At 30.7% G+C, this 25,189-nt stretch carries 26 protein-coding genes; 3 read left to right on the top strand and 23 right to left on the bottom strand.

Annotated features, from left to right (window positions below; genetic code table 11):
* The first annotated feature begins 222 nt into the window (after positions 1 to 222).
* Positions 223 to 486, top strand: a complete 264-nt coding sequence (locus ACJAX4_RS00960; RefSeq protein WP_435787575.1) for an HPr family phosphocarrier protein — start codon at positions 223 to 225, stop codon at positions 484 to 486.
* A gap of 60 nt (positions 487 to 546) precedes the next feature.
* On the opposite strand, the gene ACJAX4_RS00955 is transcribed toward ACJAX4_RS00960, so the two are convergent.
* From ACJAX4_RS00955 to ACJAX4_RS00915, 9 genes are all read right to left on the bottom strand, one after another.
* Positions 547 to 1,431 carry a GGDEF domain-containing protein gene (locus ACJAX4_RS00955; RefSeq protein WP_435787574.1) on the bottom strand — a complete coding sequence of 295 codons (885 nt, stop codon included), beginning with the start codon at positions 1,429 to 1,431 and terminating at the stop codon, positions 547 to 549.
* 142 nt (positions 1,432 to 1,573) lie between these two features.
* A complete protein-coding gene (locus ACJAX4_RS00950; protein WP_435787573.1) occupies positions 1,574 to 2,776 on the bottom strand; it encodes an EAL and HDOD domain-containing protein in 1,203 nt (400 codons plus the stop codon).
* Between the two features lie 502 nt (positions 2,777 to 3,278).
* Positions 3,279 to 4,961, bottom strand: coding sequence for a ribonuclease J (locus ACJAX4_RS00945; RefSeq protein ID WP_435787572.1), 1,683 nt, complete (start codon positions 4,959 to 4,961; stop codon positions 3,279 to 3,281).
* Between the two features lie 596 nt (positions 4,962 to 5,557).
* Positions 5,558 to 6,919, bottom strand: a complete 1,362-nt coding sequence (gene pbfA, locus ACJAX4_RS00940) for a (R)-1-hydroxy-2-aminoethylphosphonate ammonia-lyase (protein WP_435787571.1) — start codon at positions 6,917 to 6,919, stop codon at positions 5,558 to 5,560.
* A complete protein-coding gene (gene phnX / locus ACJAX4_RS00935; protein ID WP_435787570.1) occupies positions 6,912 to 7,724 on the bottom strand; it encodes a phosphonoacetaldehyde hydrolase in 813 nt (270 codons plus the stop codon). The genes pbfA and phnX overlap by 8 nt, the downstream gene beginning before the upstream one ends.
* Positions 7,717 to 8,817 carry a 2-aminoethylphosphonate--pyruvate transaminase gene (gene phnW, locus ACJAX4_RS00930; RefSeq protein WP_435787569.1) on the bottom strand — a complete coding sequence of 367 codons (1,101 nt, stop codon included), beginning with the start codon at positions 8,815 to 8,817 and terminating at the stop codon, positions 7,717 to 7,719. Before phnW ends, phnX begins: the two co-directional genes overlap by 8 nt.
* Before the next feature lie 23 nt (positions 8,818 to 8,840).
* Positions 8,841 to 9,827: an extracellular solute-binding protein gene (locus tag ACJAX4_RS00925; protein WP_435787568.1), complete on the bottom strand. Its 987-nt coding sequence runs from the start codon at positions 9,825 to 9,827 to the stop codon at positions 8,841 to 8,843.
* A 43-nt stretch (positions 9,828 to 9,870) separates the two neighbouring features.
* Positions 9,871 to 11,490 carry an ABC transporter permease subunit gene (locus ACJAX4_RS00920; RefSeq protein ID WP_435787567.1) on the bottom strand — a complete coding sequence of 540 codons (1,620 nt, stop codon included), beginning with the start codon at positions 11,488 to 11,490 and terminating at the stop codon, positions 9,871 to 9,873.
* On the bottom strand, positions 11,487 to 12,239 hold the full coding sequence (locus ACJAX4_RS00915) for an ABC transporter ATP-binding protein (RefSeq protein ID WP_435787566.1): 753 nt from the start codon (positions 12,237 to 12,239) through the stop codon (positions 11,487 to 11,489). Before ACJAX4_RS00915 ends, ACJAX4_RS00920 begins: the two co-directional genes overlap by 4 nt.
* A gap of 260 nt (positions 12,240 to 12,499) precedes the next feature.
* Between ACJAX4_RS00915 and ACJAX4_RS00910 the strand changes: the two genes are divergently transcribed.
* A complete protein-coding gene (locus ACJAX4_RS00910; protein WP_435787565.1) occupies positions 12,500 to 13,261 on the top strand; it encodes a DeoR/GlpR family DNA-binding transcription regulator in 762 nt (253 codons plus the stop codon).
* Positions 13,262 to 13,322: 61 nt separating this feature from the next.
* Here the strand turns inward: ACJAX4_RS00910 and ACJAX4_RS00905 are convergent, their stop codons facing one another.
* From ACJAX4_RS00905 to ACJAX4_RS00885, 5 genes are all read right to left on the bottom strand, one after another.
* Positions 13,323 to 13,847 (bottom strand): flavodoxin domain-containing protein, encoded by a 525-nt coding sequence (locus ACJAX4_RS00905; RefSeq protein ID WP_435787564.1) that lies wholly within the window; start codon positions 13,845 to 13,847, stop codon positions 13,323 to 13,325.
* Between the two features lie 71 nt (positions 13,848 to 13,918).
* Entirely contained in the window at positions 13,919 to 15,454 is a 1,536-nt protein-coding gene (locus ACJAX4_RS00900; RefSeq protein ID WP_435787590.1) for a GGDEF domain-containing protein, read from the bottom strand.
* Between the two features lie 23 nt (positions 15,455 to 15,477).
* Positions 15,478 to 15,666, bottom strand: coding sequence for a hypothetical protein (locus tag ACJAX4_RS00895; RefSeq protein WP_435787563.1), 189 nt, complete (start codon positions 15,664 to 15,666; stop codon positions 15,478 to 15,480).
* Between the two features lie 179 nt (positions 15,667 to 15,845).
* Positions 15,846 to 16,010: a hypothetical protein gene (locus ACJAX4_RS00890; RefSeq protein WP_435787562.1), complete on the bottom strand. Its 165-nt coding sequence runs from the start codon at positions 16,008 to 16,010 to the stop codon at positions 15,846 to 15,848.
* Positions 15,970 to 16,155: a hypothetical protein gene (locus tag ACJAX4_RS00885; protein WP_435787589.1), complete on the bottom strand. Its 186-nt coding sequence runs from the start codon at positions 16,153 to 16,155 to the stop codon at positions 15,970 to 15,972. Before ACJAX4_RS00885 ends, ACJAX4_RS00890 begins: the two co-directional genes overlap by 41 nt.
* A 361-nt stretch (positions 16,156 to 16,516) precedes the next feature.
* On the opposite strand from ACJAX4_RS00885, the gene ACJAX4_RS00880 reads away from it, so the two are divergent.
* On the top strand, positions 16,517 to 16,912 hold the full coding sequence (locus tag ACJAX4_RS00880) for a hypothetical protein (RefSeq protein WP_435787561.1): 396 nt from the start codon (positions 16,517 to 16,519) through the stop codon (positions 16,910 to 16,912).
* A gap of 118 nt (positions 16,913 to 17,030) precedes the next feature.
* On the opposite strand, the gene ACJAX4_RS00875 is transcribed toward ACJAX4_RS00880, so the two are convergent.
* The 9 genes from ACJAX4_RS00875 to ACJAX4_RS00835 all read right to left on the bottom strand — a co-directional run bounded on the left by ACJAX4_RS00875 (position 17,031) and on the right by ACJAX4_RS00835 (position 25,189).
* Positions 17,031 to 17,336 (bottom strand): hypothetical protein, encoded by a 306-nt coding sequence (locus tag ACJAX4_RS00875; protein WP_435787560.1) that lies wholly within the window; start codon positions 17,334 to 17,336, stop codon positions 17,031 to 17,033.
* 215 nt (positions 17,337 to 17,551) lie between these two features.
* On the bottom strand, positions 17,552 to 18,130 hold the full coding sequence (locus ACJAX4_RS00870) for a hypothetical protein (RefSeq protein ID WP_435787559.1): 579 nt from the start codon (positions 18,128 to 18,130) through the stop codon (positions 17,552 to 17,554).
* Between the two features lie 157 nt (positions 18,131 to 18,287).
* Positions 18,288 to 18,944 (bottom strand): phosphate signaling complex protein PhoU, encoded by a 657-nt coding sequence (phoU, locus tag ACJAX4_RS00865; protein ID WP_435787558.1) that lies wholly within the window; start codon positions 18,942 to 18,944, stop codon positions 18,288 to 18,290.
* Between the two features lie 26 nt (positions 18,945 to 18,970).
* Complete coding sequence (gene pstB, locus ACJAX4_RS00860; RefSeq protein ID WP_435787557.1) at positions 18,971 to 19,720, bottom strand: phosphate ABC transporter ATP-binding protein PstB; 750 nt, start codon at positions 19,718 to 19,720, stop codon at positions 18,971 to 18,973.
* 50 nt (positions 19,721 to 19,770) lie between these two features.
* Entirely contained in the window at positions 19,771 to 21,555 is a 1,785-nt protein-coding gene (locus ACJAX4_RS00855; protein WP_435787556.1) for a methyl-accepting chemotaxis protein, read from the bottom strand.
* A gap of 39 nt (positions 21,556 to 21,594) precedes the next feature.
* Complete coding sequence (gene pstA / locus ACJAX4_RS00850) at positions 21,595 to 22,437, bottom strand: phosphate ABC transporter permease PstA (RefSeq protein ID WP_435787555.1); 843 nt, start codon at positions 22,435 to 22,437, stop codon at positions 21,595 to 21,597.
* A gap of 14 nt (positions 22,438 to 22,451) precedes the next feature.
* A complete protein-coding gene (gene pstC / locus ACJAX4_RS00845; RefSeq protein WP_435787554.1) occupies positions 22,452 to 23,405 on the bottom strand; it encodes a phosphate ABC transporter permease subunit PstC in 954 nt (317 codons plus the stop codon).
* Positions 23,406 to 23,510: 105 nt separating this feature from the next.
* Complete coding sequence (gene pstS / locus ACJAX4_RS00840) at positions 23,511 to 24,605, bottom strand: phosphate ABC transporter substrate-binding protein PstS (protein ID WP_435787553.1); 1,095 nt, start codon at positions 24,603 to 24,605, stop codon at positions 23,511 to 23,513.
* Between the two features lie 341 nt (positions 24,606 to 24,946).
* A complete protein-coding gene (locus tag ACJAX4_RS00835; protein WP_435787552.1) occupies positions 24,947 to 25,189 on the bottom strand; it encodes a hypothetical protein in 243 nt (80 codons plus the stop codon).

The raw sequence follows: 25,189 nt of genomic DNA, 5'->3' as shown, positions 1-25,189 counted from the left end.
ACAAATGATCTAGATGTTAAACGCAATCTACCTCACTTGTTAGTTTTGTCTATATTGTATTAAATATATCACAAAAGTAAATTTATTTCAATAATCATGCAAGTGCAGGCGATTTTGTAACTTGTCACTTGCCACATGGGTGGCACCAATGTTATAATTGGAGTGAATATAAAATTTAGAAATGCTTAATATAAAATATAATTATTTTAGGAGGTTTTATTAATGGAGATTGTTATTAAAATATTAAATGAACAAGGGCTACATGCAAGACCCGCTTCTATATTTGTAAAAACAGCAAACAAATTTAAGTCTAATATCACTATTCTACACGGCGATGATGTTGCTAACGCCAAATCAATAATAAACATAATGAGCTTAGGTTTATCCAAAGATGAAGAAATTAAAATAGTTGCTGAAGGCGCTGATGAGGTTGCAGCTATTGAGGCTTTAAAAGCCCTTGTAGAAAGTAAATTCGGAGAAAAATAGAAATAACGCTTTCAAAAATACGGTAAGCCAAACTATCTTTAAAGTTTAGCTTACCGTATTTTATAGGTTAATGATTGTTTTGTTTCTCCCGCTATTTTTAGCTATGTATAAATTTTTATCTGCTTTACCAATAAGTTCATCAATAGAAATGTATACATTTTGAATTGTATAAGCTCCGAAACTTGATGTTATTTTAATTTTTATATCATCATACATAAAAATGTTTTCTTCTACACGTTTCCTAAGTTTTTCTATTACATTAAATGCTTCATTCCCATCAGTATTTCCTAGAACTATTAGAAACTCTTCTCCACCATATCTTCCTACCCAATCCGAACTACTCCTTATAGCAGTTGACATAATTTTTGCAAAATCTTTTAACACCCAATCCCCAACAACATGCCCATAATTATCATTCACGTCTTTAAAAAAATCTAAATCTGCCATAATTACACATAAGGGCTTGTTTTGTGTATTGCTATCGTTTACATCTATCATAAGTCTTTCATTAATATATCTTCTGTTGTATATTCCTGTAAGTTCATCCCTTATAGCCACATCATTCATGTCCTCTATTAAATTTTGAATGTTATAATCGCTTTTTTCATTTTTCATTATGCTTGATGTTTGGGATATATCCTTAATCATCTCTACAATATATGTACTACTTTCTATAGTTACTGGGGATGAAATAATAAGTATAAGTTTTCCCTTAACAAACTCCACTTTAACAAAAGTATCATTTTCTATAAAGGCCCTCATGGAAATACAGTCACTACAGTATGCATCTTTTCCACATAATCCATAACAATTATCTGTTACTAATTCTGTTTTTGCCTCTCCAATACTTACAACTTTTTTATTAATTGGATCTACAATTCTTATACTATCATATAGGTTTTTAAACAATGACAATCTCTCTTTCACTATTTCCAAAATTTCCACAGTACCACTCCTTATACCACTTAGGCGCACAGATTTTTTTATCTTATTGCACTGTCTTTAACTAATTATTTATTATATATATAATTTAACTTGAATAAAGTCAAAATGCTATTTCTAAAAGTGTCTATTCGCTGGGCACTAGCTACCCATTAGCATAATTAATAGCTTCGTAGTATGCGTCTGGCAAACAATTTTCAATTAAGTTAAGCTGTTTTGATATTTTTGATACTGCGTCCCATTGTCCCTTTTCATATGCTTTAATTAAACTGAATAATTTTGTATATTTATTATTGTTAACTCCATTCAAAGTATCTTTTACTTCAGTTGGCAGTAGCAATTCTTGAAGTAATTGCTCTAATGGCCTATCTAAAAGTAAATCTATCATAGATAACATCCCAATTAAATAAGCATTAAATGAGTTTATTCCCGTACCAATTTCACTAGCAATTAATTCAGAAAACCTTGCCCTAGTTAAAGAATTTATAACTATAATTTCAGGTTTATCCTCAGCTAAAGTTTGAAAAGCTACTAAATATAGCCATTGCTTTACTTCTTTTTCTCCAATTAATGCCAGTGCTTGATTTATTGATTTTATTTCACTTCTAAAGGCATAATTAGCTGAATTTATTCGTTTTAACAGTTTGAAAGATAAAGATAAATCCCTCTTTATTAGGTTTTCTATGCTGTCTATATTACAGCTATCTCTATTAATTTCTTTCAATATTTCAAGGTAAATATCTTTATTTTCTGATATTCTTTTTCCTTTCAATATTAAGGGTTTGCTAAAATAGTATCCTTGAAAGTATGTATATCCATATTCAACAGCCTCATTGAAATCTTCAATAGTTTCTACTTTTTCTGCAATGAACACTATATTTTCCGAGTTAACCTTTTGAATTACTCTTTTTCTTTCATATCCCTTAGTTATTTGAAAATCCACCTTAATAATATCTGCAAATTCTATAAGTTTTGTGTATTGGCTAGAATAAACAAAATCATCTAGTGCTATAATATACCCTTGTGCCTTCAGATTTCTACACAACTCTAATATTTCCTGTGTAGGCTTTATATCCTCCAGTATTTCTATTATTACTGATTTGGGTGATAATACTGTAAAAATATCCGATTTTAATATGTTCTCAGTAAAATTTATAAATGCTTTTTTATGCCCTGTCACATTCTCAATACCCATATTTATAAAAGTATTTTTTATAACATCTATGGTTGCCAAATCACCATCTTCACTTTGATATCTATTTTGCTCACTATTTCTAAATAGTAATTCATATCCAAATAATCTATTGTATTTATCAAGAATTGGTTGTCTCGCTAAAAAAACATCCATATTAATCCCCCTAAGCAAACATATTTCTTTATGTTATAACTATAACTCATTTTTAAATAACATAAAAAGACTTATTTTTATTAACATATATAATTATATCAATTATATTTACCACTTGCAATTAGCAGCTTACTACTTACCATGTTAGTGGCACCAACTACAACATTTTGTTCATATATTGAACAATTAATACATCCAATTGTCTACTGATATCCAGTTTTTATTCTCCACCCTGGTTGCCTAGGTCTGTACAGCACATTTCATTTAAAAGATCTCTTAAATTATTTATGAGATTTTTTAAATCCTCTATTTTAATATTATCAAGAGTTAATTTATTCATACAAACCTCGCCTCCCACAATTATTTTTAATCTAGTAGTTTTATTATATATAAAATTACACTCAATTGCAATAATTTAGCTAATAATGTCGGTAATTATATATTTATACTTGCCACGTGGATGGCAAAAAAAAGCATGTATCGTATCGATACATGCTTTTTATTATATTTCCATTATTATTGGTATAATTATAGGTCTTCGCTTAGTTTTTACATATAAAAACTGAGATAGTGAATTCCTAATACAAGTTTTTATTACTGCCCACTCTTTAACTTTATTATCTAAGCATTGCTCAAGCTCTTTTCTTACAATGTCTCTAGCTTCGCTAATAAGCTCATTGGACTCTTTCATATACACAAAACCTCTAGTTATTATATCCGGTCCTGCAAGTATACTATAAGTTTCTCTTTCTATAGTAACTACCACAGTAAGAATACCCTCTTCTGCTAAATGTTTTCTGTCTCTAAGTACAATGTTACCAACGTCTCCTACTCCGAGTCCATCCACCATTATAGCTCCTGTTTGTACTCTTCCAGCTAGTTTACATTCACTTGGAGATACTTCTAATATCTGTCCAGTTTCTCCTATTAAAATTCTTTCAGGATTCATTCCTAATTTTTCTGCAAGTTGTGCATGTTGTTTTAAATGTCTATATTCACCATGTACTGGCATGAAATATTTAGGACGAATCAGTGTATGCATTAGTTTTAATTCCTCTTGACAAGCATGCCCAGAAACGTGAATTTCTTCTGTAGTATTATATATCACTTCAGCGCCCTTTTTGAATAGCTCATTTATAACCTTGTATATGAACTTTTCATTTCCTGGGATAGGGGATGCCGATATAATAATGAAATCATCCTTTTGTATTTGGATACTCCTATGCGTACCTGTTGCCATTCTTGTAAGAGCAGCTAGAGGTTCACCTTGGCTACCAGTTGTTACTATTGTTACTTTATCATCAGGATAGTTATGAAGCTCTGGTATTGTAATTATAAATTCTGGTGGTATATGCAAATATCCTAGTTCCATAGCTACTGCAGATATTCTTTCCATACTTCTTCCACTGAAAGCTATCTTTCTTCCGTGTAATACTGAAGAATTTGCAATTTGTTGTATTCTATGAATATTTGATGCGAAGGATGCTACTATAACACGACCTTCAGCCTTGTAAAAGAGTTTATTTAGTGATTCCCCAATTACCTTTTCGGATATTGTAAATCCAGTTCGTTCTACATTAGTACTATCCATCATGAGTAGAAGTACTCCCTGGCCACCGAGTTTTGCAAATCGCTCTAAATCTATAACTTCTCCATCAATCGGAGTGTAATCTATTTTAAAGTCACCTGTGTGTATAACTCTCCCAATAGGTGTGTGCACAACAATAGCGCAGGCATCTGCTATACTGTGACCAACTCTTACAAACTCTACACTGAGTTTATCAAGTTTTATAATTTCACCAGCATTTACTACGTTAAGTGTACAATCTGCTATTATTCCATGTTCCTGCAACTTATTTTCTACAAGTCCTAGTGTTAACTGCGTTCCGTAAACTGGAACATTAATTTGTTTTAAAACATAAGGTAATGCTCCTATATGATCTTCATGACCATGAGTTAAAAATATTCCTTTTACCTTATCTCTATTATCTAAAAGATAATTCACATCTGGAATAACTAAATCCACTCCATACATATCTGCATCTGGAAATGCAATTCCACAATCTATAATAATAATTTCGTCCTTATATTCTACCACTGTAATGTTTTTCCCAATTTCTCCAAGTCCACCTAGAGGGATAATTCTGATTTTGTTTTTGCCTTTACCTTTGTAATTATTATTCAATATTTTCCTCCCTTATTCGGTTCCATTGCTTTAGTTTATTCATGAATTCGACTAGTTCATTTTTATTTACTCACCAGTGACGTCAAAATTAAAAAGCCGGATTCTCCGTTGTTTTAATTATATGTAAGTAGTCGCCTCATTTTTCTTAAATATGATGCAACTTCACTTACTTATCTGCGTTAACGTTTCCACGTTTCCACCTTTCATTTTCATCCTTTCTTTTAATTATTTTAATAGATTTATATTTCAAAGCGCTGTTAAATAAACATCACTCTTTTTATTTAATTTATTATTTTTCTATGCCACTAAGGCTCCTAATAATTTTCTTTTTATGATATATGTTTTTTATAAAATCATCGTATGTGGGCCCATTTATCGCCTTCTATACCCTTCATTGTACCAAAAATTACAATGCACCCATAGGATAGTAGCTGTATAATTCCACAATATAAAAACTTGATAGTGCTATTTTACTCACTATATTATTACTAATCAAATATAATTATACCATAATATGAATAAATATATTCGGTTTTAACTAAAATAAGGTTAAGAATATATTTCTTAACCTTAAATACCTTTATAAATAACGGTTTTTATATGTTTAAACTAAATTTTATAGCCCTATCGAAAATACTAAAAGCCCTATCAATTTCTTTCTTCGTGACTATTAGAGGTGGATGCCAAGTTACGCAATTTCCTGCTGCTGTTTTAAAAGATAGGCCTAGTTGTAGCGATTCGTACAATATTTTATCTACAAGTTCTTCATATTTACCTTTTGAATCTCTATTTTTCACAAATTCGAATGTGATTAATAATCCGCAAATTCTTATATCACCAATACATTCATAAGTATTATACAGCACATCGGCCTTTCCCTTTACATATTCTGATTGTTTTATACAATTATCTAGAAGATGATTTTTATCAATATATTCGATTGTAGCGCAGATTGCTGCACATCCTACTGCTGGTTTTTCATGAGTATAATGCCCAAGAGAAACATCGCGAGCACAATCATACTTAGATTTTGTAAGAACAGCTGCTTGAGGAATTATTCCACCACCCAGTCCCTTTCCAAGAACAAGTATGTCAGGCTCTACTCCAAAATTCTGATGCACATAAAATTCTCCACTTCTACCAAGTGCTGTTGGGATTTCGTCAAAGATTAGAATTATGCCGTTTTTATCACATAATTCCCTGAGTCTTTTGAAATAACTCTTGGGAGGTATATGCGTATCTGTAGCTCTAATAGGTTCTAATAATATTGCACCTATATCTCCCTCATTCGCAATTATGTATTCCATGTAATCCAGGCAAAACTTAGCAATGTCTTGACTACACATATTTCCGATTAGGTTTCTATATCCATTATAGGGGATACTTCTTATGCACCCAGGCATAAGAGGACCAATATCTTTTTTAAAAACATATTCACCTCCTACGGATATAGCGTCAAGACCTGCTCCATGAAAGGACTCCCACATAGATATTACATTATGTTTACCCGTAGCTTTCCTAGCTATTTTAAGAGCTAATCCTACAGCAGCGCTCCCAGAAGGAGTGAAAAGCACTTTATAATCCTTAGATATAGTTTTATTTACTAGTGCTTTAGCTGCCTTTACAACAATATCTCCAGTATACCTTCTTGGTATAAAGGGTAATTCATCTAACTGTTTCTTAACGGCCTCAATAACATATGTATTTTTATAACCAACCTGATGAACACTATTACCATGAAAATCAAGGTAGCTACTTCCTTGCATATCTACTATATAGCACCCATCTGCATCCACTATAGCATTCATACACGGTGTAGACATAGATTGTTTCATAAATATATCCTCATCTGCCCATAGAAGCTTCCTACTACTATAATCTAGAGAATTAATCCATGCTTTGCGATGATCACTAAAATTAACATCTCCTTCACGGTTTAAATCAATATCATTATGCATTAGGTCGTATTCCCTCTGTAATGAGCCTATTAATCTTTTGAACTAACTGTGGAAGTTCACTCATTGTCTTAATAGTAAAATCTGCTCCAACACCTAAAAAACGCTTCTCAGTATTTTCAATAGCTTCATTTTTTTCATTCTCTGAAAGATTAATAAATTCTTCAAAACTAAGTCCCATCTCAGAACTACCAACAACGACGCCTACAGACCATACACCAGCATTTAATCCTTCTTTTATATCCGAGGTTGTATCACCAACCTTTATCACTTTAAAAGTTGCTGAAATTTTTAAAGCCTCTATATTTTTTAATATCATAAAGGGATAAGGTCTACCAATAGAACTAGTTGAATCTGGAGTTATCCAAAAGTCTGGTTCATAGCCCTTTTTTTTTGCCTCCTTTACTACTATTCCCATCATGGAGTTTGTGTATCCTGTAGTCGATCCAATCTTTAATCCACTTTCTCTTAACCATCTAACTGTATCTATAACCTCTGGCAAGGGATCTGTGTAATTTGAAAGAGAATCCATAAGTAGCGGTTCAAAACTTGAATATAGTGAATCCACATCACTTTCATCAAAATCTTTTCCATATTTAACTGTCCATAGGGTTTTAATCCTTGGCATTGTAAGCATTGCTTTTATGTGCTCCCTTTTAAGTATCCCCATAGGTATTCTTGTCTCTTCCATAGTAACTTCTATGCCAGCGGCTTTAAATATTTCAATAAATGCATTTACTGGTGCAAAACATCCAAAATCAACGGTAGTTCCTGCCCAATCGAATATTACGCCTTCTATTTTATTCATTCTCACTACCTCCTTCTATGTAGCCCTTAATTATATTGCATAATTTTTTTATATCTTCTTCATATATTTCTCCAATATTACCAATTCTAAAGGTTTCCACATCTGTTAATTTGCCTGGATATATAACAAATCCCCTTTGCTTTAGATACTTATAAAAAATAATGAAGTTAAATTCACTGTTTGGGAAAAGAAAGGTTGTTATAATTGGAGATTGAATACTGTCTTGTATATATGAGTTAATACCAATTTCCATTAGACCTTTTCTAATTAGAAGGTTATTTTTTGTGTACCTGCTAAATCTTGCATCAACCCCACCCTCTTCTAATAATTCATCAAGAGCCTTTGAAAAAGCTGCCACTACATGAGTTGGTGATGTAAATCTCCATTTACCATCGCTTTTCATTTTTTCTTCCTGATCATAAAGGTCTAAGCATAGACTTTTTGAGTTTCCCTTGCATTCAGATAATTTTTTAATGTTAGCAATTATAAAACAGAAGCCCGGTACCCCTTGGATACACTTATTGGCACTACTTATTAAATAATCTATACCTAGATCTGTTACGTTTATTGGAATTCCACCAAAGCTACTCATTGCGTCAATTATTAGTGACTTACCATATTCCTTAGATACCTTAGATATTTCTTCAAGTGGATTTAATATACCTGTAGTAGTTTCTAAGTGGACCATAATTATATGCGTTATATCACTATGCTTATCAAGAATATCTCTCACTCTACTCATTTCCGGTAAGCTATCATATGGAGACCTGTAAACTTCACAATTAATACCTATATACTTTGCCATAGTAACAATTCTTTCTCCATATGCTCCATTTGTAACTATTAAACACTTATCATCTTTACCAATAGCTGTAGTCAGAACAGCTTCGACTCCAAAACTTCCGCTACCATGCATTAGCACTGCAGTATATAATTCTGGTGAAACTTCTGCCAACTGTAGAAGGTCAGTTCTGATTTTTTGTGTTACTACTTTATAATCATCATCCCAAGTACAGCGGTCAATGAGCATTTCCTGCTTTACTGTACTTGTTGTTGTAAGTGGTCCTGGTGTTAAAAGTTTATAGCTATTCATAAATTCTACCCTCTTATTATTTATTATTTTGCTGCATTGAAGAATTCTTGATGTTTTTGAAGAAGCTCTACTGTTAATGCTTTATCAAATATTTTAGGGTTTGTAGGCTTATTTACATCTTCTACAGTTTCCCCTTCGTATAATGCTACAGGATAATACTTAAGAAGTTCTGGTCTTGCTTTAGTAGTTATAACCTTTGCCATTTCCATAGCTAACTTTGTTGTAGCTGTATTCTCCTTGTTAACTACTGCCACTGCTTCTGTAAGTGAAAAGTTACCTTCTATTGGATCTATATAATCTATTGGTTTTCCTGAAATTTTATCTGCAACTGCCTGATGACGAAGTCCAAACCCTACTGCCACTTCTCCAACTCTTACTTTCTTTATTGGACCAGAGCCTGAAGTTTCGATATGTGGACCACAATTTTCGATAAGACTACTGAGTATAACTTTACCCTCATCTTCTCCATATTCACTTATAATTGATTGAATAAGAAGCCAAGCAGTTGATGAGTTCATTATATTAGGAATAGATACTATTCCTTTATACTCATCTTTAGTTAAATCCTTTATAGATTTTGGCATATCTAATCCTTTTTCCTTCATATACTCTGTATTTACAAATATTGAACCTGTATTTGCCAGTATAGGAGTGTAATATGCTGGATATTTTTCTAAAGCCCCTGTTTCAAAATCTAAATCCTTAAACATTTCATTTTTTTCCTGAGCACTATCAATAAAGTAAGAACTCATAGTTACTAAATTCGCTTCAATATCGCTACCCTCAGCCATAAGTTTTCCACCAAGCTCTGAAGTTCCAAGTGCTTGCAACACATACTTTCCATCATATCCAGAACTATTAAGACTATCTTTCATTGCTGTTACAGCCTCTTCATCTGCATTGGTATAGATAACCACCTTCTCTGCAGTTTTGCTTCCGCAACCTACTAGTCCTACTAACATTGAAAGTACCATAAAACTAACCGAAATTCTCTTTAATAATTTTTTCATTAAATATCTCTCCCTTTTGTATAATATTTTTTTATATCTTTTGTTAATTTATAGATAGTTTCTTATTGGCATAATTACAACAAATTCTCATAATAATATTTGTTACGAAGATCAGTATTGAAAGAACAAATATCTCATTAAAATCACCAAAATGTTGAAGCTGTTTTATCTTACTAGTTAGAACAGAAGTCCTAGCAGTAACAAGAAAAATAATTGCACTAATGGTAACCATGGAATTTATAAAGTAATAGCTAAACATTTCAATTATGGTAGATATTGAACTTGGAATAACCACTCTAACCACTGTCTTAATCCACGTATCGCCTAAAAGCTCTGCTGTAGGTTCAAAGGCGGGATTCATTTTTGATAATGAATTTTTAGCCATAAGATACGGCGTTGTAAAAAAATGTACCATGTTACAAATTATTATTATTGTGAAAGTGCCCTTTAAATCGCTTTTGTTTAAAAACAGTAAATATGATAATCCTAGAACCATTCCTGGAACAGCATTTGTTATCATAGAAAGAATATCTATATACCCCTTAGCACTTTTATTAATGTTTGTCCTAACGTTTAATATAGCTGAAGAATAGGCAAGTAATGTGCCCGTTAATGCTGAAATAATTGATATAATAAAGGAATTTTTATATACCTGTAAAATGCTCTCTGAAAACAAAGTGTTTTTAAAAAACTTAGTGGTAAACGACATATCATATGGAAAATTTTCTGCAAAAGGTGCTATGAACATTATTGCAAATATCGACATAATCCCTACAACTATTAAAATTGATATGGTTCCAAGGCAAACATCTCGAAGTGTATTTTTCATTAAATTAACTTTAGTGAATTTATCATAGTGAAAATTAAATCCTTCAAGATAGTTTAAAAATAAAACTCCAAATATTGCAGGTATAAGCATGAAGATAGCTATTACTGCACCTTTATTAAAATCTGGTATAGAGCCAAGCATAACCTGATAAAGGTGAGTTGAAATAACGCTGTAGTTTCCTCCTATGGAGGCGGGTATCCCAAAATCTGTGAAGCTTAAAACAAAAGTTAAGACAAAGGCTCCTCCTAAGGTACCTATAAGAGGTCTAAATATTGTATTAGTGAAACTCCTAATAACACTATCTCCCATAAGTTTTGAAACAATAATAAACTTTTTATCTATATACTTAAAAGAATTATTTATAAGGAGAAAAGCTAAAGGAACTGTATAAATTACATATCCAATTAGTAGTCCATTGAATCCATAAATTCGCATTATTTCTCTACCGAATAGCTTGGTTAGAAGTCCCTGTTTACCAAAGGAATATATAATCGCAAAACCATATGTTAATGTAGGCAAAAACATAGGAACTGAAATTCCAATTTTAATTATGCTCTTTGTAGATTTAAATATTTGCGTACAATTTACAGCGTAGGCTAAAACAAAAGCTGTAATTGTAGTTATAACGGCAGTAATTCCTGAAACCACAATACTGTGTATCATAGAAGTTAAAATATCCCTATCATTAATTACCGAAATATAGCTATAAGTTCCAATTTGCTCTCCATTTTTAAATGAATTAATAAATAATATTAGAAGTGGAACTATCAAAAATATTATAAAAACTAAGGCAATTATTATATATATGATCTTTATTTCTAATCTTTTTTTCATACACAATATTCTCCAAATAAATTGTAAATGTTATCTCTTTTTATTTTTAATTGATGTAGTATAAACTCTTCTACAAAATTGTTTTTAGGCTGATTTATTACCTCATTAGGTGTACCAAATTGCGATATAATACCCTTATCAATTATAAGTACTTTATCCGCCATAGTTAATGCTTCCTCCGGGTCGTGGGTTACTATAATAGTGGTAAGATTGTACTCTTTTGTAATAGCTTTAATTCTAGCTTTTATAGTTTCTTTTATAACTCCATCAAGAGCACTTAGTGGTTCATCTAAAAGAAGTATCTTAGGTTTTGTAACTAAGGTGCGTGCTAATGCTACTCTCTGCTTCTGGCCACCAGAAAGCTGATATATCTTTTTAGATAGATGAGGTCTTAATTCTAGGAAATCTATTAAGGCCTCTAGTTCTTCACTACTTACTGAATTTGGCTTATTCTTTAGTCCATACACTATATTTTTGTATGCATTAAGATTGGGGAACAGTGCATAGTCTTGAAAAACTATATTAAACCCCCTATCCTTCATAGGCGCATTACTTATATCTACCCCTTCAAAAATAATAGCGCCACTATCCATTGGGGTTAAACCAAGTATTATATTAAGCAGTGTGGTTTTTCCACTTCCACTAAGCCCTAACATAGATACAATTTCACCCTTTTGTATCTGTAGATCTATCCCATCTAGCACTACCTTTCCATCAAATTGTTTTTTAATATTTTTTAGTTCGAGCAAAAGAATTCACCTCCATAAAATTTTAAAGTGTTTCTTTAGTACTCTTTAAATATACCCCTATTATGTTAAAGACATATTGTCTAAATGTTAAGTATGGGTAAATTATTGAAATATGTTTATAATATCATGACTACCTTTGCATGAAAAATTAGTTTTTTCTTAATTAGTTATCAACATTTTCTTGAATGTCGTCATATTTTATGATAAGTTATTTATATATTAATACAAAATCAAAATATTAATTTTGAAAGGATGATCTCATGCTACCAATTGAACGTCAAAAAAAGTTTTTAGATTTACTATCAACAAAAGATGTGGTGACTATTCTTGAATTTATAGAAACATTTAATGTATCTATTGAGACTGTAAGAAGAGATTTATCCGTTTTAGAAAAACAAAATAAAATAGAAAAGGTCTATGGAGGCGCAAAAATTAAAGACCCAACCCTTGGTGAGCCCTCTATGGAAAATAGAATGACAAGTAAACTAGTACAAAAGGACTCTATTGGCAAGAAATGCAGTGAATTTATAGAAGATGGGGATTGTATTTTTATCGATAGTGGTTCAACTACTTATCATATTACAAAGCATATTGCTAATAAAAAAAATCTTACTATTATTACGAGCTCTATCCCAGTGGTAAATGAATTAATGAATAGTGATTTTGAGATTATTATAATTGGTGGTAAAATAAGACATGCCGAACGATCTGTAGTTACCTATGATTATATTTTCAATTTTTCTGGACTTAATATTACAAAGAGTTTCATATGCGCTGCTGGCATCACGGTAGACAATGGTGTTTCAGACTTTAACATGCAAGAAGCGGTTACTAGGAAAATTATTATTGAAAGATCAAAAGAAGTGTTCATAGCTGCGGATAGCAGTAAATTCAGTAAAAATGCAACTATAAATATAGCACCGCTTGACAAGATTGACTATATTGTTACGGATTCTTATTTAAATAAGAATGTGATTGCTAGTTTTAATAAATTTAAAACTGAAATCATATTAGCCGAATAAAAAACTGTTATTACACTTCTTTATTGTGTAATAACAGTTTTTAATTGTAAAACGGCACCTGTTAATTACTTTTCACATAGGTAATTATTTTATCTATATTGCCCCTTCTTGTAAAATCTGCTGGATTATCGTAACTGGCTAGCATACCTCTTGCATCAGGTGTTAATTCCTTTTTAATCTTTATTTTCCATTTTAATAAGATCATAACCACTTTATAAAATGGATTTAGCTTACTAAAATTGAATCCACCCCTCAAATAAAAAAACTGTATATATTTCTGTTGCTCAGAAGTAAAGTTTTTATCTCTCACTTCATTTTTCACCTTTTTTGTAGAGGGTGATGCTCCCGTTGCAAAAACAACAATTTTACAATTCTTAATATCATCCAGATTTTTTGTTATAAACTTTACACCATTGATACCAACAGCATACAAACCTCCACCGTAAATCACTGTATCATAGGCTGCCATCATATTAGTATTAACCTTTGAAACATCAAAAATATCCGCAGACAACTCCTCTGCAATCCATTTTGCATATTTCTGCGTAAATCCTGTTTTTGATTTGTATATTACTAAAGTTTTCATTATTTCCACCTCTTCAATATAGATTTTCTTTACTTACTTTTGATGAACTTTTATTATATACATTTTTTATACTATACTATAAAACAACTTTTCATTATTCTTTTTGATTCTAATTTACATTTCTTTTTAATTTTTGCTGCATCTTCAGTTAATTCATATATATTTGTGTACGACTTATTTTTATCCATTACTATTGCAATAGATATACTCATTATTGGATAATTTTCCTCCTTATTATTTCTGTTAATTGATTGTATATAACCTTTTTTCTTATCATCCTCATTATAAAAATTTGAAACATTGCTATCAAATTCATTTATTATATTTCGGCAAAGTTTATATGCATTATGCCCTGGTATAATTGCCACAAAATCATCCCCACCTACATGGCCAATAAAACTATTTTTATATACACAAGTATGCTTTTGAATAGCACTTGCTATAAATGATAAAATTCTATCTCCATTTTCAAACCCATATGTATCATTAAAAGCTTTAAAATCGTTTATATCAAAATATAAAAGAGAAAACTCTTTTTTCTCTACAATTAATTTACAGATAGAATCTTCTATAACTACATTCCCAGGCAATCCTGTTAGTGGATTAGAATATTTTGCTACATTCACTTCAAACTCCATTATTTTTTCTAGTAATGAAATTACAGTAACAACACCATAATATTTATTATCTTTTTCTACTATTATATAATCATATTGTTTATCCTCTTCTCTCGATATAACAATTTTTGATATCTTATCCAAAGGGGTATAATAATCAACAATAAGAGGATTTGTATCCATGATTATATGTACAGATCTTTTCATATATATTGCCCATCCAAATTGAGTTCCAACTTTAGAAAAGAAATTAGAATTCATTACTAATCCAACAGCTATATAGTCACTATTAACTATTGAGACACCTGTTATATTGGGATTATTTTTAAACACTTTGTCTATCTCAATACATGTTGTTGACTCTAAAACCGGACTATCTTGTCTCGCTATTTCTCCTATATTAACATTTGAACTTGAACTAAATATATGTTTTTTTAAACCTACATTTTTATCGATAATTTTATTTTTGATTAACTCAGGTGTTTCTAATAAATTATCATCTGGTCTATTTATTAAAAATCCTTGGCCATAATGCACCCCGATTTCAATGAGAGTATAAAGGTCACATACATCTTCAATACCTTCAGCAATAATTTTAGTGTTTGTGGTATTTGCAAATTCAACAAATGATTTAATTATTGCTTTTTTGAAATTATCCCTAGTTACGTTTGTTATTAAACTCATATCCATTTTAATATAGTTTGGTCTTGTATTTGCTATAGTTGTAAGTCCGGAATAACCTGTTCCAACATCATCAATAGCTATTTTATATCCTTGATTCTTGTAATAGTCTATAACTTCATTAAAGTTTTTATAATTATCAATTGATGTTTTTTCAGTAATTTCAAATATAAGCGACAGTGGACTTATCTCGTTTTCTGTTAATATCTCTTTAGTAAAGCTTTTAATGAAATGCTCATCTTTTAAAACAGCCGGATCTACATTAACAAAAAGAAGCTTATCAGAATTATGACTACTAAATGTCTTTATTGCATTTGACCTGCATAAAATTTCTAAATCCCAAAGGAGATTATGCGTTTTAGCTTCCTCAAAAGTATTTCAGGATTTATATATTTACTATCCACAGGTCCCCTTGTCAATGCTTCGCACCCTATAACATCTCCCGTTTGTAGTGAAATGATTGGTTGAAAAACACTTCTTAAGTTATTCTCTAAAATAATTTTTCTTAATTCATCTGGCATAACTATATCCCCCTAATGATACTTTATATATGTACATTATATATTTGTATAGTTAATATTGCGTTAAGCTTTGTATATATTTATGTTAAATTTTCACTTAACCCTCTAAAATAAATAAGTTAAAAGGAAGATAAATTTAAAAATCTATCCTCCTCGTACTATTTGAGTTTAAATATTATCTACATAGACTTTTCTGCTAATTTAGATAATGGACTTCTTTCTACTTGTTCTAAAGTAACATGCCCAGTTATTGCAAAAGACTTCATTTTTTCAATAGTATAAACTAGTCCATTGGATTTTTCATCAACTATAACCAAGGCGTCCGAAAGTGTTCTCCCTCTCATGTTGATTAATTTTTTTGTTCTTTTTATTTTTAAGGTTATTTTTTTTATTATTACTTTTCATATCCATTAAACTTTCTACTGAATCATAAAAACTTCCCATCCAAGGTTTCAATTTTTCTTCCTCTGTACCAGGTAAAAATCCAATATCATCACCTGCTGGTACAACTGGTTTAACAAAAATTACTCTTCTAAATATTCCTTGTTCTTTATTAATCGGGGTTAGTTCAAAAGCAGCCTCATCCGCATATTTTAGAGGTACTATTAATTATTTATATCCAATTAAATTATATCATAGCAATAGCTTAATATCTTAAAATTTACCTACTCTTTACATTGTTGTTCTGACTTTTAACAAACAAGAATAACCGAATCTTAAAAAGCCCTTAACATGTTCTTTACAATGGAATGTTAAGGTATAATTATGAAATATATTTTAAATATACATTTTTTAATAGCGTAGTTTTATTTTTATTTATCTAATATTAATTAGAAAGGTGAGGATGACAATGACCAAAGAAGAAACTATATATAAAATAATTTTTCCTGAAGATGACAATCCTAATTATATTAATTACGGACACTTTTTAAGCAAGAACAAAAAGATCCTATACAAATTTAAAGCTGTTGTGAATGAAAGCCAATTAAACCCATTACTAATTATGGATGGTGAAAACCGAAATGCATTTTATGTTGAAATTTTACAAAGTGAATTAGACAGCTTTTTGATCCTTACAGATGAATTTAAATTCAAACAGATTAAAATGGACAAACAATTTACAAACGAAGTAAAATATATGTTCAAAGATTATTTATTGACTCTAAAAAGTAAAAACCATAGGTTCTCAAATCCAATAACAAATCGTAAACATTCAAAATACACAAGTATGTGTGGAAGTTTTTAAATATAGACAAATCTAAAACTGTTATCGCACACCTTTTAGTTGTGTAATAGCAGTTTTTTTATTTCAAATATTACCTGTTAAGTGTTTTTAGCATAGTTTTGCACAGTTAGAGATTAATTTATCTTAATATATACTTTTCAATAATTTGTTCTGTATTTTGCCCAAAATACAATTGACTTGAATAAACTATTAACTTTGAAATTTGTGTTGCTGCAAATAATGCATAGTTAATATCCCTTTCTAAGCTCTCTCCCTCTGTATTGTACCTTTCTTGTAAATTCAGAAATATTCCCTCTACATTATCGTAAAGCATATCATCATTATTAAGCCTTAGTTTCCCTCTTGTAAGTAGCATTATAAATCTTATGTGAAGAGTTATCTCATAATACAGGTGTTCAAAAGCCCCTTTTTTTTCATTACCCACTCTGTGATATATGCAAAGGCTACTCTGTTAAGTTTAAACCCAATATTATTTGATAGGTATTTAAAAAGAATATCAGAAATGAGTATCTACTATCACTATAATACACCTCCCCTATATTTTTATAATACTCCCCAAAAATTAAATTTTGACTTAGTTTAGGTTAAGTTATTGTTATATTTTTGTAATATTCAACCTCTAAAATAAATAAACTGCCATTACATAGCTTTATTATGTAACAACAGTTTATTTATTTTTTCATATATTTCTTTCCAATTATAAACGCGAATTATATTCTCATTTAATTTACCCCTGTTATAATTAGTATCCATAAGGAGAACTTTAAATCCTGCTTTTGAAAGTTGCATTGCATTGTCATAACTATCCTCAATAAAGATGTTGCAATTTAACTCTTTTGCTTTTTCAACTTTGTAATGACTACCTAAAACAAATAAATCATCGTAATATAAATCATTTTTCTTAAGGTATGAATGAGTTAGCATAGTAAGTGATTTGTCCCTAGCTGTAACAAAATATACATTATGAAGCATACTAAGTTTTTTTAAGGATATCTTAACATCCTCCCTTAGTTCCTGTTTTGAATGGATTTTGAATTTGTTTTTTTTATAAAATTTTTCATATTCTAATTTTTCTACATTCATAACTTTATGGATAAAGTATTCTGTAACCTGATCCACGGTAACACTTTTATTGAAATACTTGTTTGCTTCCTCTAGCCAAAAATATGCGTCTGTAATTGTTCCATCGATATCAATGCATATATTTAAATTTTTCATTTTTTCACCTCCCTATAATATATTATATTATAGGATTATTAATACTGCGTTAAGATTATTTTATCTTTGTGTTAAAAATCAAATACATAGCTTAAAATACTAATAAGTATGGGATGTATATAACTAATTTATATACATCCCATATCTATTTCATTACCTAATCATTCAAATCTATCTGCTCCCCAGTTACTAAATAAACAGTCCACTCACAAATATTTGTTGTATGGTCTGCAACTCTTTCTAAGAACTTACATACAAATAATAATTGACTGCCTTGATTTACTGTAGTGGCATCCTCTGACATTAGTAGAAGTAACTCATTGAAAACTTCCTTATATAGAGTGTCCATTCTATCATCCATTTTGCAAGTACTGTATGCTTTTTCGATATCCGCCTCAATATAAGCGTCAATAGAGAATTTAATCATTTCCTTTGCTATATCAGCCATTTGTGGAATATGCACAAGCTGCTTTACATAGGTTTGCCCTTTAAGTGTTATGGCTATTTTAGATATATCAACGGCATGGTCTGCTATCCTTTCTAAATCTGTTACTATCTTGGTTGAAGTAAATATGGTTCTTAAATCACTTGCCAAAGGCTGCTGCGTTGCTATTAATTTAACGCACTTATCTTCTATTACCTTTTGAAGATTGTCCACTAAGTCATCATCCTTAATTACCTTTTCTGCCAAATCACAATCTTGATTTACTAATGCCTCTATGCACTTAAATATTTGCTTTTCTACAATACTTCCCATAGTTAATATGTCATTATGGATTTGCTCAAGTCCTAAATCAAAAGATGCTCTTGTCATATTTTATTCACTCCCTTAACTAATTATTAGCCGAATCTTCCTGTAATGTAATCTTCTGTTCTCTTATCCTGTGGTTTATGGAAAATCTCTTCAGTTTTTCCAAATTCGATAACTTCACCATTGAGAAAGAATGCAGTCTTATCTGATATCCTGCCCGCTTGTTGCATGTTGTGAGTAACTATAACAACTGTGTAATTCACTTTTAGTACATCCATGAGTTCCTCAACTTTAGCTGTAGATATTGGGTCAAGTGAGGAAGTAGGCTCATCCATTAAAATAATTTCTGGTTCTACAGCGAGAACTCTAGCTATACATATTCTCTGTTGTTGCCCACCTGATAGTCCCATTGCACTTGTTTTTAACCTATCTTTAACTTCATCCCATACTGCCGCTCCCTTAAGACTCTTTTCGACGATTTCCGCTAATTGCGCTTTATTCTTAACGCCATGTATTTTAGGACCGTAAGCTATGTTGTCAAATATAGACATAGGAAATGGATTAGGTTTTTGAAAAACCATTCCTATTTTTTTCCTAAGTTCTATTATATTGCACTCATCATATATATTCTTACCTTCATAAATAACTTGGCCTTCTATTTTTACATTATCTATTAAGTCATTCATTCTGTTTAAAGTTCTTAAGAATGTAGACTTACCACAGCCTGAAGGCCCAATAAGTGCAGTAACCTCATTTTTATTTATATCTAGATTAATATTTTTTAATGCTTGAGATTCACCATAAAATAAATTAATGTTTTTAGTTTGAATAATACCCATGTAGTTTCCTCCTATTTCATTCCTAAAATATACGTACATATCATGAAAGTTTAAATTTTAAATTGTTGGACCAATTGACGTAAATCCTCGCCTTTGTTTGCTCCATCCTGGCATCCTTCTACAATGTAATCCATAGCTTTTGAAGTTTCACTTACACTAGCAGCTATTTCATTAGAACTTCCACCAACGTCTAAAAGCAATGTTAATACTGAGTTAATTGACATATTTGTTTTATCGATAGTATTTTTCATATCTGAAGTATTATGTACCAGATAATCAGAAAATGTATCCATATATTCAGAATCCTTTTGGTAATCATTCCCCATATTCAGCATCAAATCATAATCCTTGCTGATTTTATTATCAATAAGTTCTAATATTTCACTAGAACTCTCAGCAATATAAGAAAATGCTTCCTCTACTAAATTAACCATATTTTTAATATCTGATACTACACCTGTTGATAATAATGCTAACTTTCCAATCTCATCAGCTACTACTGCAAAACCTTTTCCCTGATTCCCTGCTCTGGCTGCTTCTATTGCAGCATTTAATGATAACAATTTTGTTTGTTTAGAAATATTATCGATTAGATCCGACATTACTTTTATTTCTTTAACTACTTTACCGTTTTCTATTGCTTCTAGAATTTTTGCTTGCTTTTCAATATAAATAGAACTTACCATCTTCTTTGATTCTAATGCGTTATTTTTAACTTTTGTGGCTCTCTCTTTTATTTCTTTAGAAATTCCACTTGTAACTATGGCCTTATCTGATATAACTCCAATTGACGAAATCATTTGTCGAGACAAATCGCTTATAATATTAACTCCTGCGTTAATATTATTTATGTCAGAATTAATTTTATAGGTTGCTTCGTGTACAGATTGAATATCAGCTGATATTTCCTCTGTACTTTGATAAATATTATGGTTATCAGTATTCACTTTATCCACTTGCTCTATTATACTTACTACTAATTTTTTAGTATTTTGAGATGCTTTGTTTAACGCTTTTGATAATATTCCTATTTCATCGTTTAAGTCTATGTCTATAGCTTTTGATAGGTCACCCATACTTAAGCTTTCAGCAAAATCTACACTTTTATTCAGACCTTTTGCTATAAAGCCACTAATTAAAATACCAAGTAAAATAGCTATAATAAATCCACTTACCGTTACTAATAGTATAATTATAGAGGACTTCATGAATAAATTTCTATTAGTTAAATTTGTTATTCTAGCACTTTCCTTGTGAGTTATTATTAAATTTTGAAGGTCATTGTCTAAGCCACTTGATACTGCATTAAATGTTTGAAACAAATCATCTGATTCATCAAATTTATTTCCACTTATTAAATCTTGTAAATCTTTAATTAATTTATCATTAGTAGCATTTGTAGAATTTAACTTTTTATTATTTTTATCTTGCACACTCATAATATTAACTTTATTATATTTTAGTAAAAGCTTATTATTCTCATCTACTAAAGAACTGACTTTATCTATTTTAACCTGAGTCACCGTAGGATTCTTTTTCAATAATATTACCTCGAGGTCGCCTTTGATACTAATAACATTTTTTTGAATCTGAGCGAGAGTTTGAATAGATACTAAATTGTTATTATAAATATAATCATTGCCCTTATTAATAGCCTTCATACTGTTATAACTAGATATGCCTACCATACTTATATACAATGATATAGCTATAAAACATATAATTAACTTACTTCTAACCTTTAAGTTTAAGAATTTTTTCATAATAAAAAGCTTCTTTAAGTTTGGGAGTCTTTTTACAGCAAATAATTTCTTTAAGTTCAAGAATCTTTCCATAATTTCTAGCCCCTTAAAATATAATTTTTTATAATCATATTAATATTTCTTTCTAGTTAAAATCCTTGCGGAAATATTCAAAAATAATACCATTATTATTAAAACTAATGCAGCACCCCAAGCTTTCTCTATCCAGTCAGCATAAGGAGATTTAGCATACTCGAAAATCTGTGCTGGCAGTGATGCTATCGGCTCACCTAAGCTACTTGACCAATAAATATTTCCGAAAGCTGTTAAAAGAAGCGGTGCTGTTTCCCCTGCTGCTCTTGCAACAGCTAGCATTATACCTGTTACTATTCCTTTCATAGCTGTTGGGATAACTATTTTAATAATAGTTTGCCACTGGCTAACACCAAGTGCATAAGACCCTTCTCTATATTCATTTGGAACCAGTTTTAGTACACCCTCCGTAGACCTCGTAACTATTGGAATTAATATAATTGCGAGTGCTAAACCACCTGACATAGCTGAGAATCCACCAAAAGGCTTAACAAAAGCTATATACGCAAAAATACCTACAACTACGGATGGTATTCCGAGTAGTATATCAACTACAAATCTAACAAACTCCGCAAACATTCCTTTACGAGCATATTCATTTAAGTATATAGCAGACATAACTCCTATTGGTATTCCAACTATTGAAGCAACTCCTACTAAGATTAGAGTTCCAAGAATACCATTCCCTATTCCGCCCCCTATATCACCTGCTGGAGTAGGTAATGATGTTAAAAACCCAAAGTCTATAACTCTATATCCTTTATAAATTATATAACTAAGTATACTTACCAAAGGGATTAATGCTATTATGGTCAATAAAACAATTACAATATGCATAAAATCATTAAATATTTTTCTTGTTCTTATGTTTGAAGCTGGCATAATATCACTCCCTATTAAACTTTAGATATTTTACGAATATAGATTCTTGCTAATGCATTAAGAATAAATGTTACTAAGAAAAGGAGCAATCCTATTTCTATTAATGATGAATAATAAACTGCACCAGTGGCTTCATTAAATTCATTAGCAATAACTGCTGCCATTGAATGTCCAGGTGCAAATAGTGAAGCCTTAATTTCTGCTCTGTTACCTATAACCATAGTAACTGCCATGGTTTCTCCAAGTGCTCTGCCAAGACCCATTATTACTGCTCCAAGTATTCCCTGCCTAGCATAAGGAATCACAACATTCCATATCATTTCCCACTTAGTAGAACCAAGAGCAAGGGACCCGGCTTTTAAGTCATCCGGAACCGTTTCAATAATATCAACAACTAGTGCTGAAATTATTGGAATAATCATAATGGCTAAAATGATCCCAGCTGTTAGCATTCCAAGACCAATTGGCGCTCCTGAAAAAAGAGGGAACCATCCAAGCACACTGCTTACAGGTTTTTGAAAATAATCTCTGATAAAAGGTACAAAAATGAATAAGCCCCATAATCCATATAAAATACTTGGAATACTTGCCAAAATTTGAACCATGAAACCTATGATCGTTTGCATCCACTTATTTGACATTTGTGTTAAAAATAGACCTATACCAATACTTATTGGCGTCGCTATTAAAACCGCAATAATCGAAGACACGATAGTACCATATATAAAAGGTAATGCTCCAAATTGTTTATTTACTGGATCCCAATTAGTACTTGTGATGAAAGAGAATCCGAACTTTTCAATAGATAATTTAGACTGGATTATTAGTGCTATTACCATCCACACCATTAAAGCTACAATAACTACTGCGAAAAATGCAGTTACATTTTTAAAAAGTTTATCTAAAAAGTTTTGACTGAGTTTAGTGGGTTTTTTCTCATTTTTCTTTACAATTTTACTTTCTCCCATGGTATATTCTCCTTTACATGATTAAATAAACTACACAAACCCAAAGTGTAAAAACCTTTTTTAATTAGTTTTTAACCACTTCGGGTTTATGTTCATATTTAATTATTACTTAATGGTAGCTATATTTTCTTCATTAAGTTTAATGATAGACTCTGGTAATTCCCCATAGTATAAATCATTCGAGTATTTTTGTCCATCTGTATTTGCCCACTTAATTAAATCTACTATTACCTTTTTCTTATCTGCATCAGCATATGTTGTATTAGCAAGTATCCAACAAAATCCTACTATACCATATGAGTTATCTCCTGATTTTTCAACTAATGATACCTTAGTATCTTTTGGCATATCTACTGATGCGGCCTCCGCTGCAAGAGTAGCTGCTTCTAGTGACGGTGCAACAAATTTCCCATCTTTGTTTCTTAACTCTGCAAAAGATATTTTATTTACAGTAGCATATGCAAGCTCAGTATATCCTATTGATCCAGGTATTTGTTTAACTTGACCTGATACACCTTCATTTCCTTTAGCTCCTATTCCTGCTGGGAATTTAACAGCTTTTCCTTGCCCAACTTTTTCTTTCCACTCTGGTGACACTGTAGCTAAATAATCTGTAAAAATTGATGTTGTTCCACTTGAATCAGAACGATATACAGGTGTTATAGCTAAATCCGGAAGTTTAACATCTGCATTGTCAGCTTTTATTTTTGCATCATTCCAATTCTCTATGTTTCCAAGATAAATACCTGTTAATGTATCTTGAGTAAGTTTTAATCCCTTATCCACACCTTCAACATTATATACTACAGCTACTGCTCCCACAGTTATAGGTATATGAATAACACCATTTTTTACTGCGCTTTCATCTTCTGCTTTCATATATGCATCTGAAGCTGCAAAATCTATTGTTTCTGCTGTAAGCTGCTTAATACCAGCCCCTGATCCTATAGATTGATAGTTAACTTTTATTTCAGGATTGAGTTTATTATATTCAGAAAACATTTTTGAAAATAGAGGATTAACAAATGAAGAACCACCTGCATTAATCATATACTCTTTTGCTGGAGTAGAATCAGAAGTTGGTTCATCTTTAGCTTTTTCCGCTGTATTGTCTTTGCTAGCTCCGCAACCTGCTAAAGCCCCTGTCATAACTGTAAGAATTGTTGCTGTTGCAATGAATTTCCTCATATTTTTTATCATTATTATTCCTCCCCAAATTTATATTCGTTTTTAAATTTCTTAACTACTTTACAACCTAAGTATACCTCGGATATGTTTAGTACATGTTATCGCATTGTTAAGTGTATGTTAAGTATCACCTCCAACATTATTAATATAGTTTTTAACAATGTTAGGTTTTTTATCCTAAATATTTTTAATAATCATCAACAAAAAAAATAACAAAGATGACTACTAAAATTCATAGTCATCTTTGTTATGATTTACTGCTTTATGATAAAAAAATACAACTCAATGTTAAATGACTCCAACTGTTAATAGAGTTCATTTTCCCATACAAGCTGCATTTACACTATATTTAATTAACTTAAAATAATTCTCTTTTCAAATATACCACCTTGTTTAGTATAGCGCAAAACAAATTCTTTCTCAAAAACATTATGTATTTCTAAATGCATAATTCCTTTTGTTTTTAGAGTTAATTTGATTTTATTAAATTCCTCTAGTTCTGCTTTGGAAGTTATCATACTACTTATAAGTCTTTGTGAATACGCGGTCCAAGACTCTAAAAGTTCGTCTGTTGGAGTGTTTATATCTATGTTCAT

This window comes from Clostridium sp. (assembly GCF_051278035.1).
GTDB lineage: Bacteria > Bacillota > Clostridia > Clostridiales > Clostridiaceae > Clostridium_AD.
This window is presented reverse-complemented; position numbering and strand designations above follow the sequence as displayed.

What these genes read in the sequence shown, in the direction of transcription:
- ACJAX4_RS00960 (WP_435787575.1), top strand. Translation starts at nt 223, where the DNA reads ATGGAGATTGTTATTAAAATATTAAATGAACAAGGGCTACATGCAAGA.
- ACJAX4_RS00950 (WP_435787573.1), bottom strand. Translation starts at nt 2,776, where the DNA reads ATGGATGTTTTTTTAGCGAGACAACCAATTCTTGATAAATACAATAGA.
- pbfA (WP_435787571.1), bottom strand. Translation starts at nt 6,919, where the DNA reads ATGCATAATGATATTGATTTAAACCGTGAAGGAGATGTTAATTTTAGT.
- phnX (WP_435787570.1), bottom strand. Translation starts at nt 7,724, where the DNA reads ATGAATAAAATAGAAGGCGTAATATTCGATTGGGCAGGAACTACCGTT.
- phnW (WP_435787569.1), bottom strand. Translation starts at nt 8,817, where the DNA reads ATGAATAGCTATAAACTTTTAACACCAGGACCACTTACAACAACAAGT.
- ACJAX4_RS00925 (WP_435787568.1), bottom strand. Translation starts at nt 9,827, where the DNA reads ATGAAAAAATTATTAAAGAGAATTTCGGTTAGTTTTATGGTACTTTCA.
- ACJAX4_RS00920 (WP_435787567.1), bottom strand. Translation starts at nt 11,490, where the DNA reads ATGAAAAAAAGATTAGAAATAAAGATCATATATATAATAATTGCCTTA.
- ACJAX4_RS00910 (WP_435787565.1), top strand. Translation starts at nt 12,500, where the DNA reads ATGCTACCAATTGAACGTCAAAAAAAGTTTTTAGATTTACTATCAACA.
- ACJAX4_RS00905 (WP_435787564.1), bottom strand. Translation starts at nt 13,847, where the DNA reads ATGAAAACTTTAGTAATATACAAATCAAAAACAGGATTTACGCAGAAA.
- ACJAX4_RS00895 (WP_435787563.1), bottom strand. Translation starts at nt 15,666, where the DNA reads ATGCCAGATGAATTAAGAAAAATTATTTTAGAGAATAACTTAAGAAGT.
- ACJAX4_RS00890 (WP_435787562.1), bottom strand. Translation starts at nt 16,010, where the DNA reads ATGAGAGGGAGAACACTTTCGGACGCCTTGGTTATAGTTGATGAAAAA.
- ACJAX4_RS00880 (WP_435787561.1), top strand. Translation starts at nt 16,517, where the DNA reads ATGACCAAAGAAGAAACTATATATAAAATAATTTTTCCTGAAGATGAC.
- ACJAX4_RS00870 (WP_435787559.1), bottom strand. Translation starts at nt 18,130, where the DNA reads ATGAAAAATTTAAATATATGCATTGATATCGATGGAACAATTACAGAC.
- phoU (WP_435787558.1), bottom strand. Translation starts at nt 18,944, where the DNA reads ATGACAAGAGCATCTTTTGATTTAGGACTTGAGCAAATCCATAATGAC.
- pstB (WP_435787557.1), bottom strand. Translation starts at nt 19,720, where the DNA reads ATGGGTATTATTCAAACTAAAAACATTAATTTATTTTATGGTGAATCT.
- ACJAX4_RS00855 (WP_435787556.1), bottom strand. Translation starts at nt 21,555, where the DNA reads ATGGAAAGATTCTTGAACTTAAAGAAATTATTTGCTGTAAAAAGACTC.
- pstA (WP_435787555.1), bottom strand. Translation starts at nt 22,437, where the DNA reads ATGCCAGCTTCAAACATAAGAACAAGAAAAATATTTAATGATTTTATG.
- pstC (WP_435787554.1), bottom strand. Translation starts at nt 23,405, where the DNA reads ATGGGAGAAAGTAAAATTGTAAAGAAAAATGAGAAAAAACCCACTAAA.
- pstS (WP_435787553.1), bottom strand. Translation starts at nt 24,605, where the DNA reads ATGATAAAAAATATGAGGAAATTCATTGCAACAGCAACAATTCTTACA.
- ACJAX4_RS00835 (WP_435787552.1), bottom strand. Translation starts at nt 25,189, where the DNA reads ATGAACATAGATATAAACACTCCAACAGACGAACTTTTAGAGTCTTGG.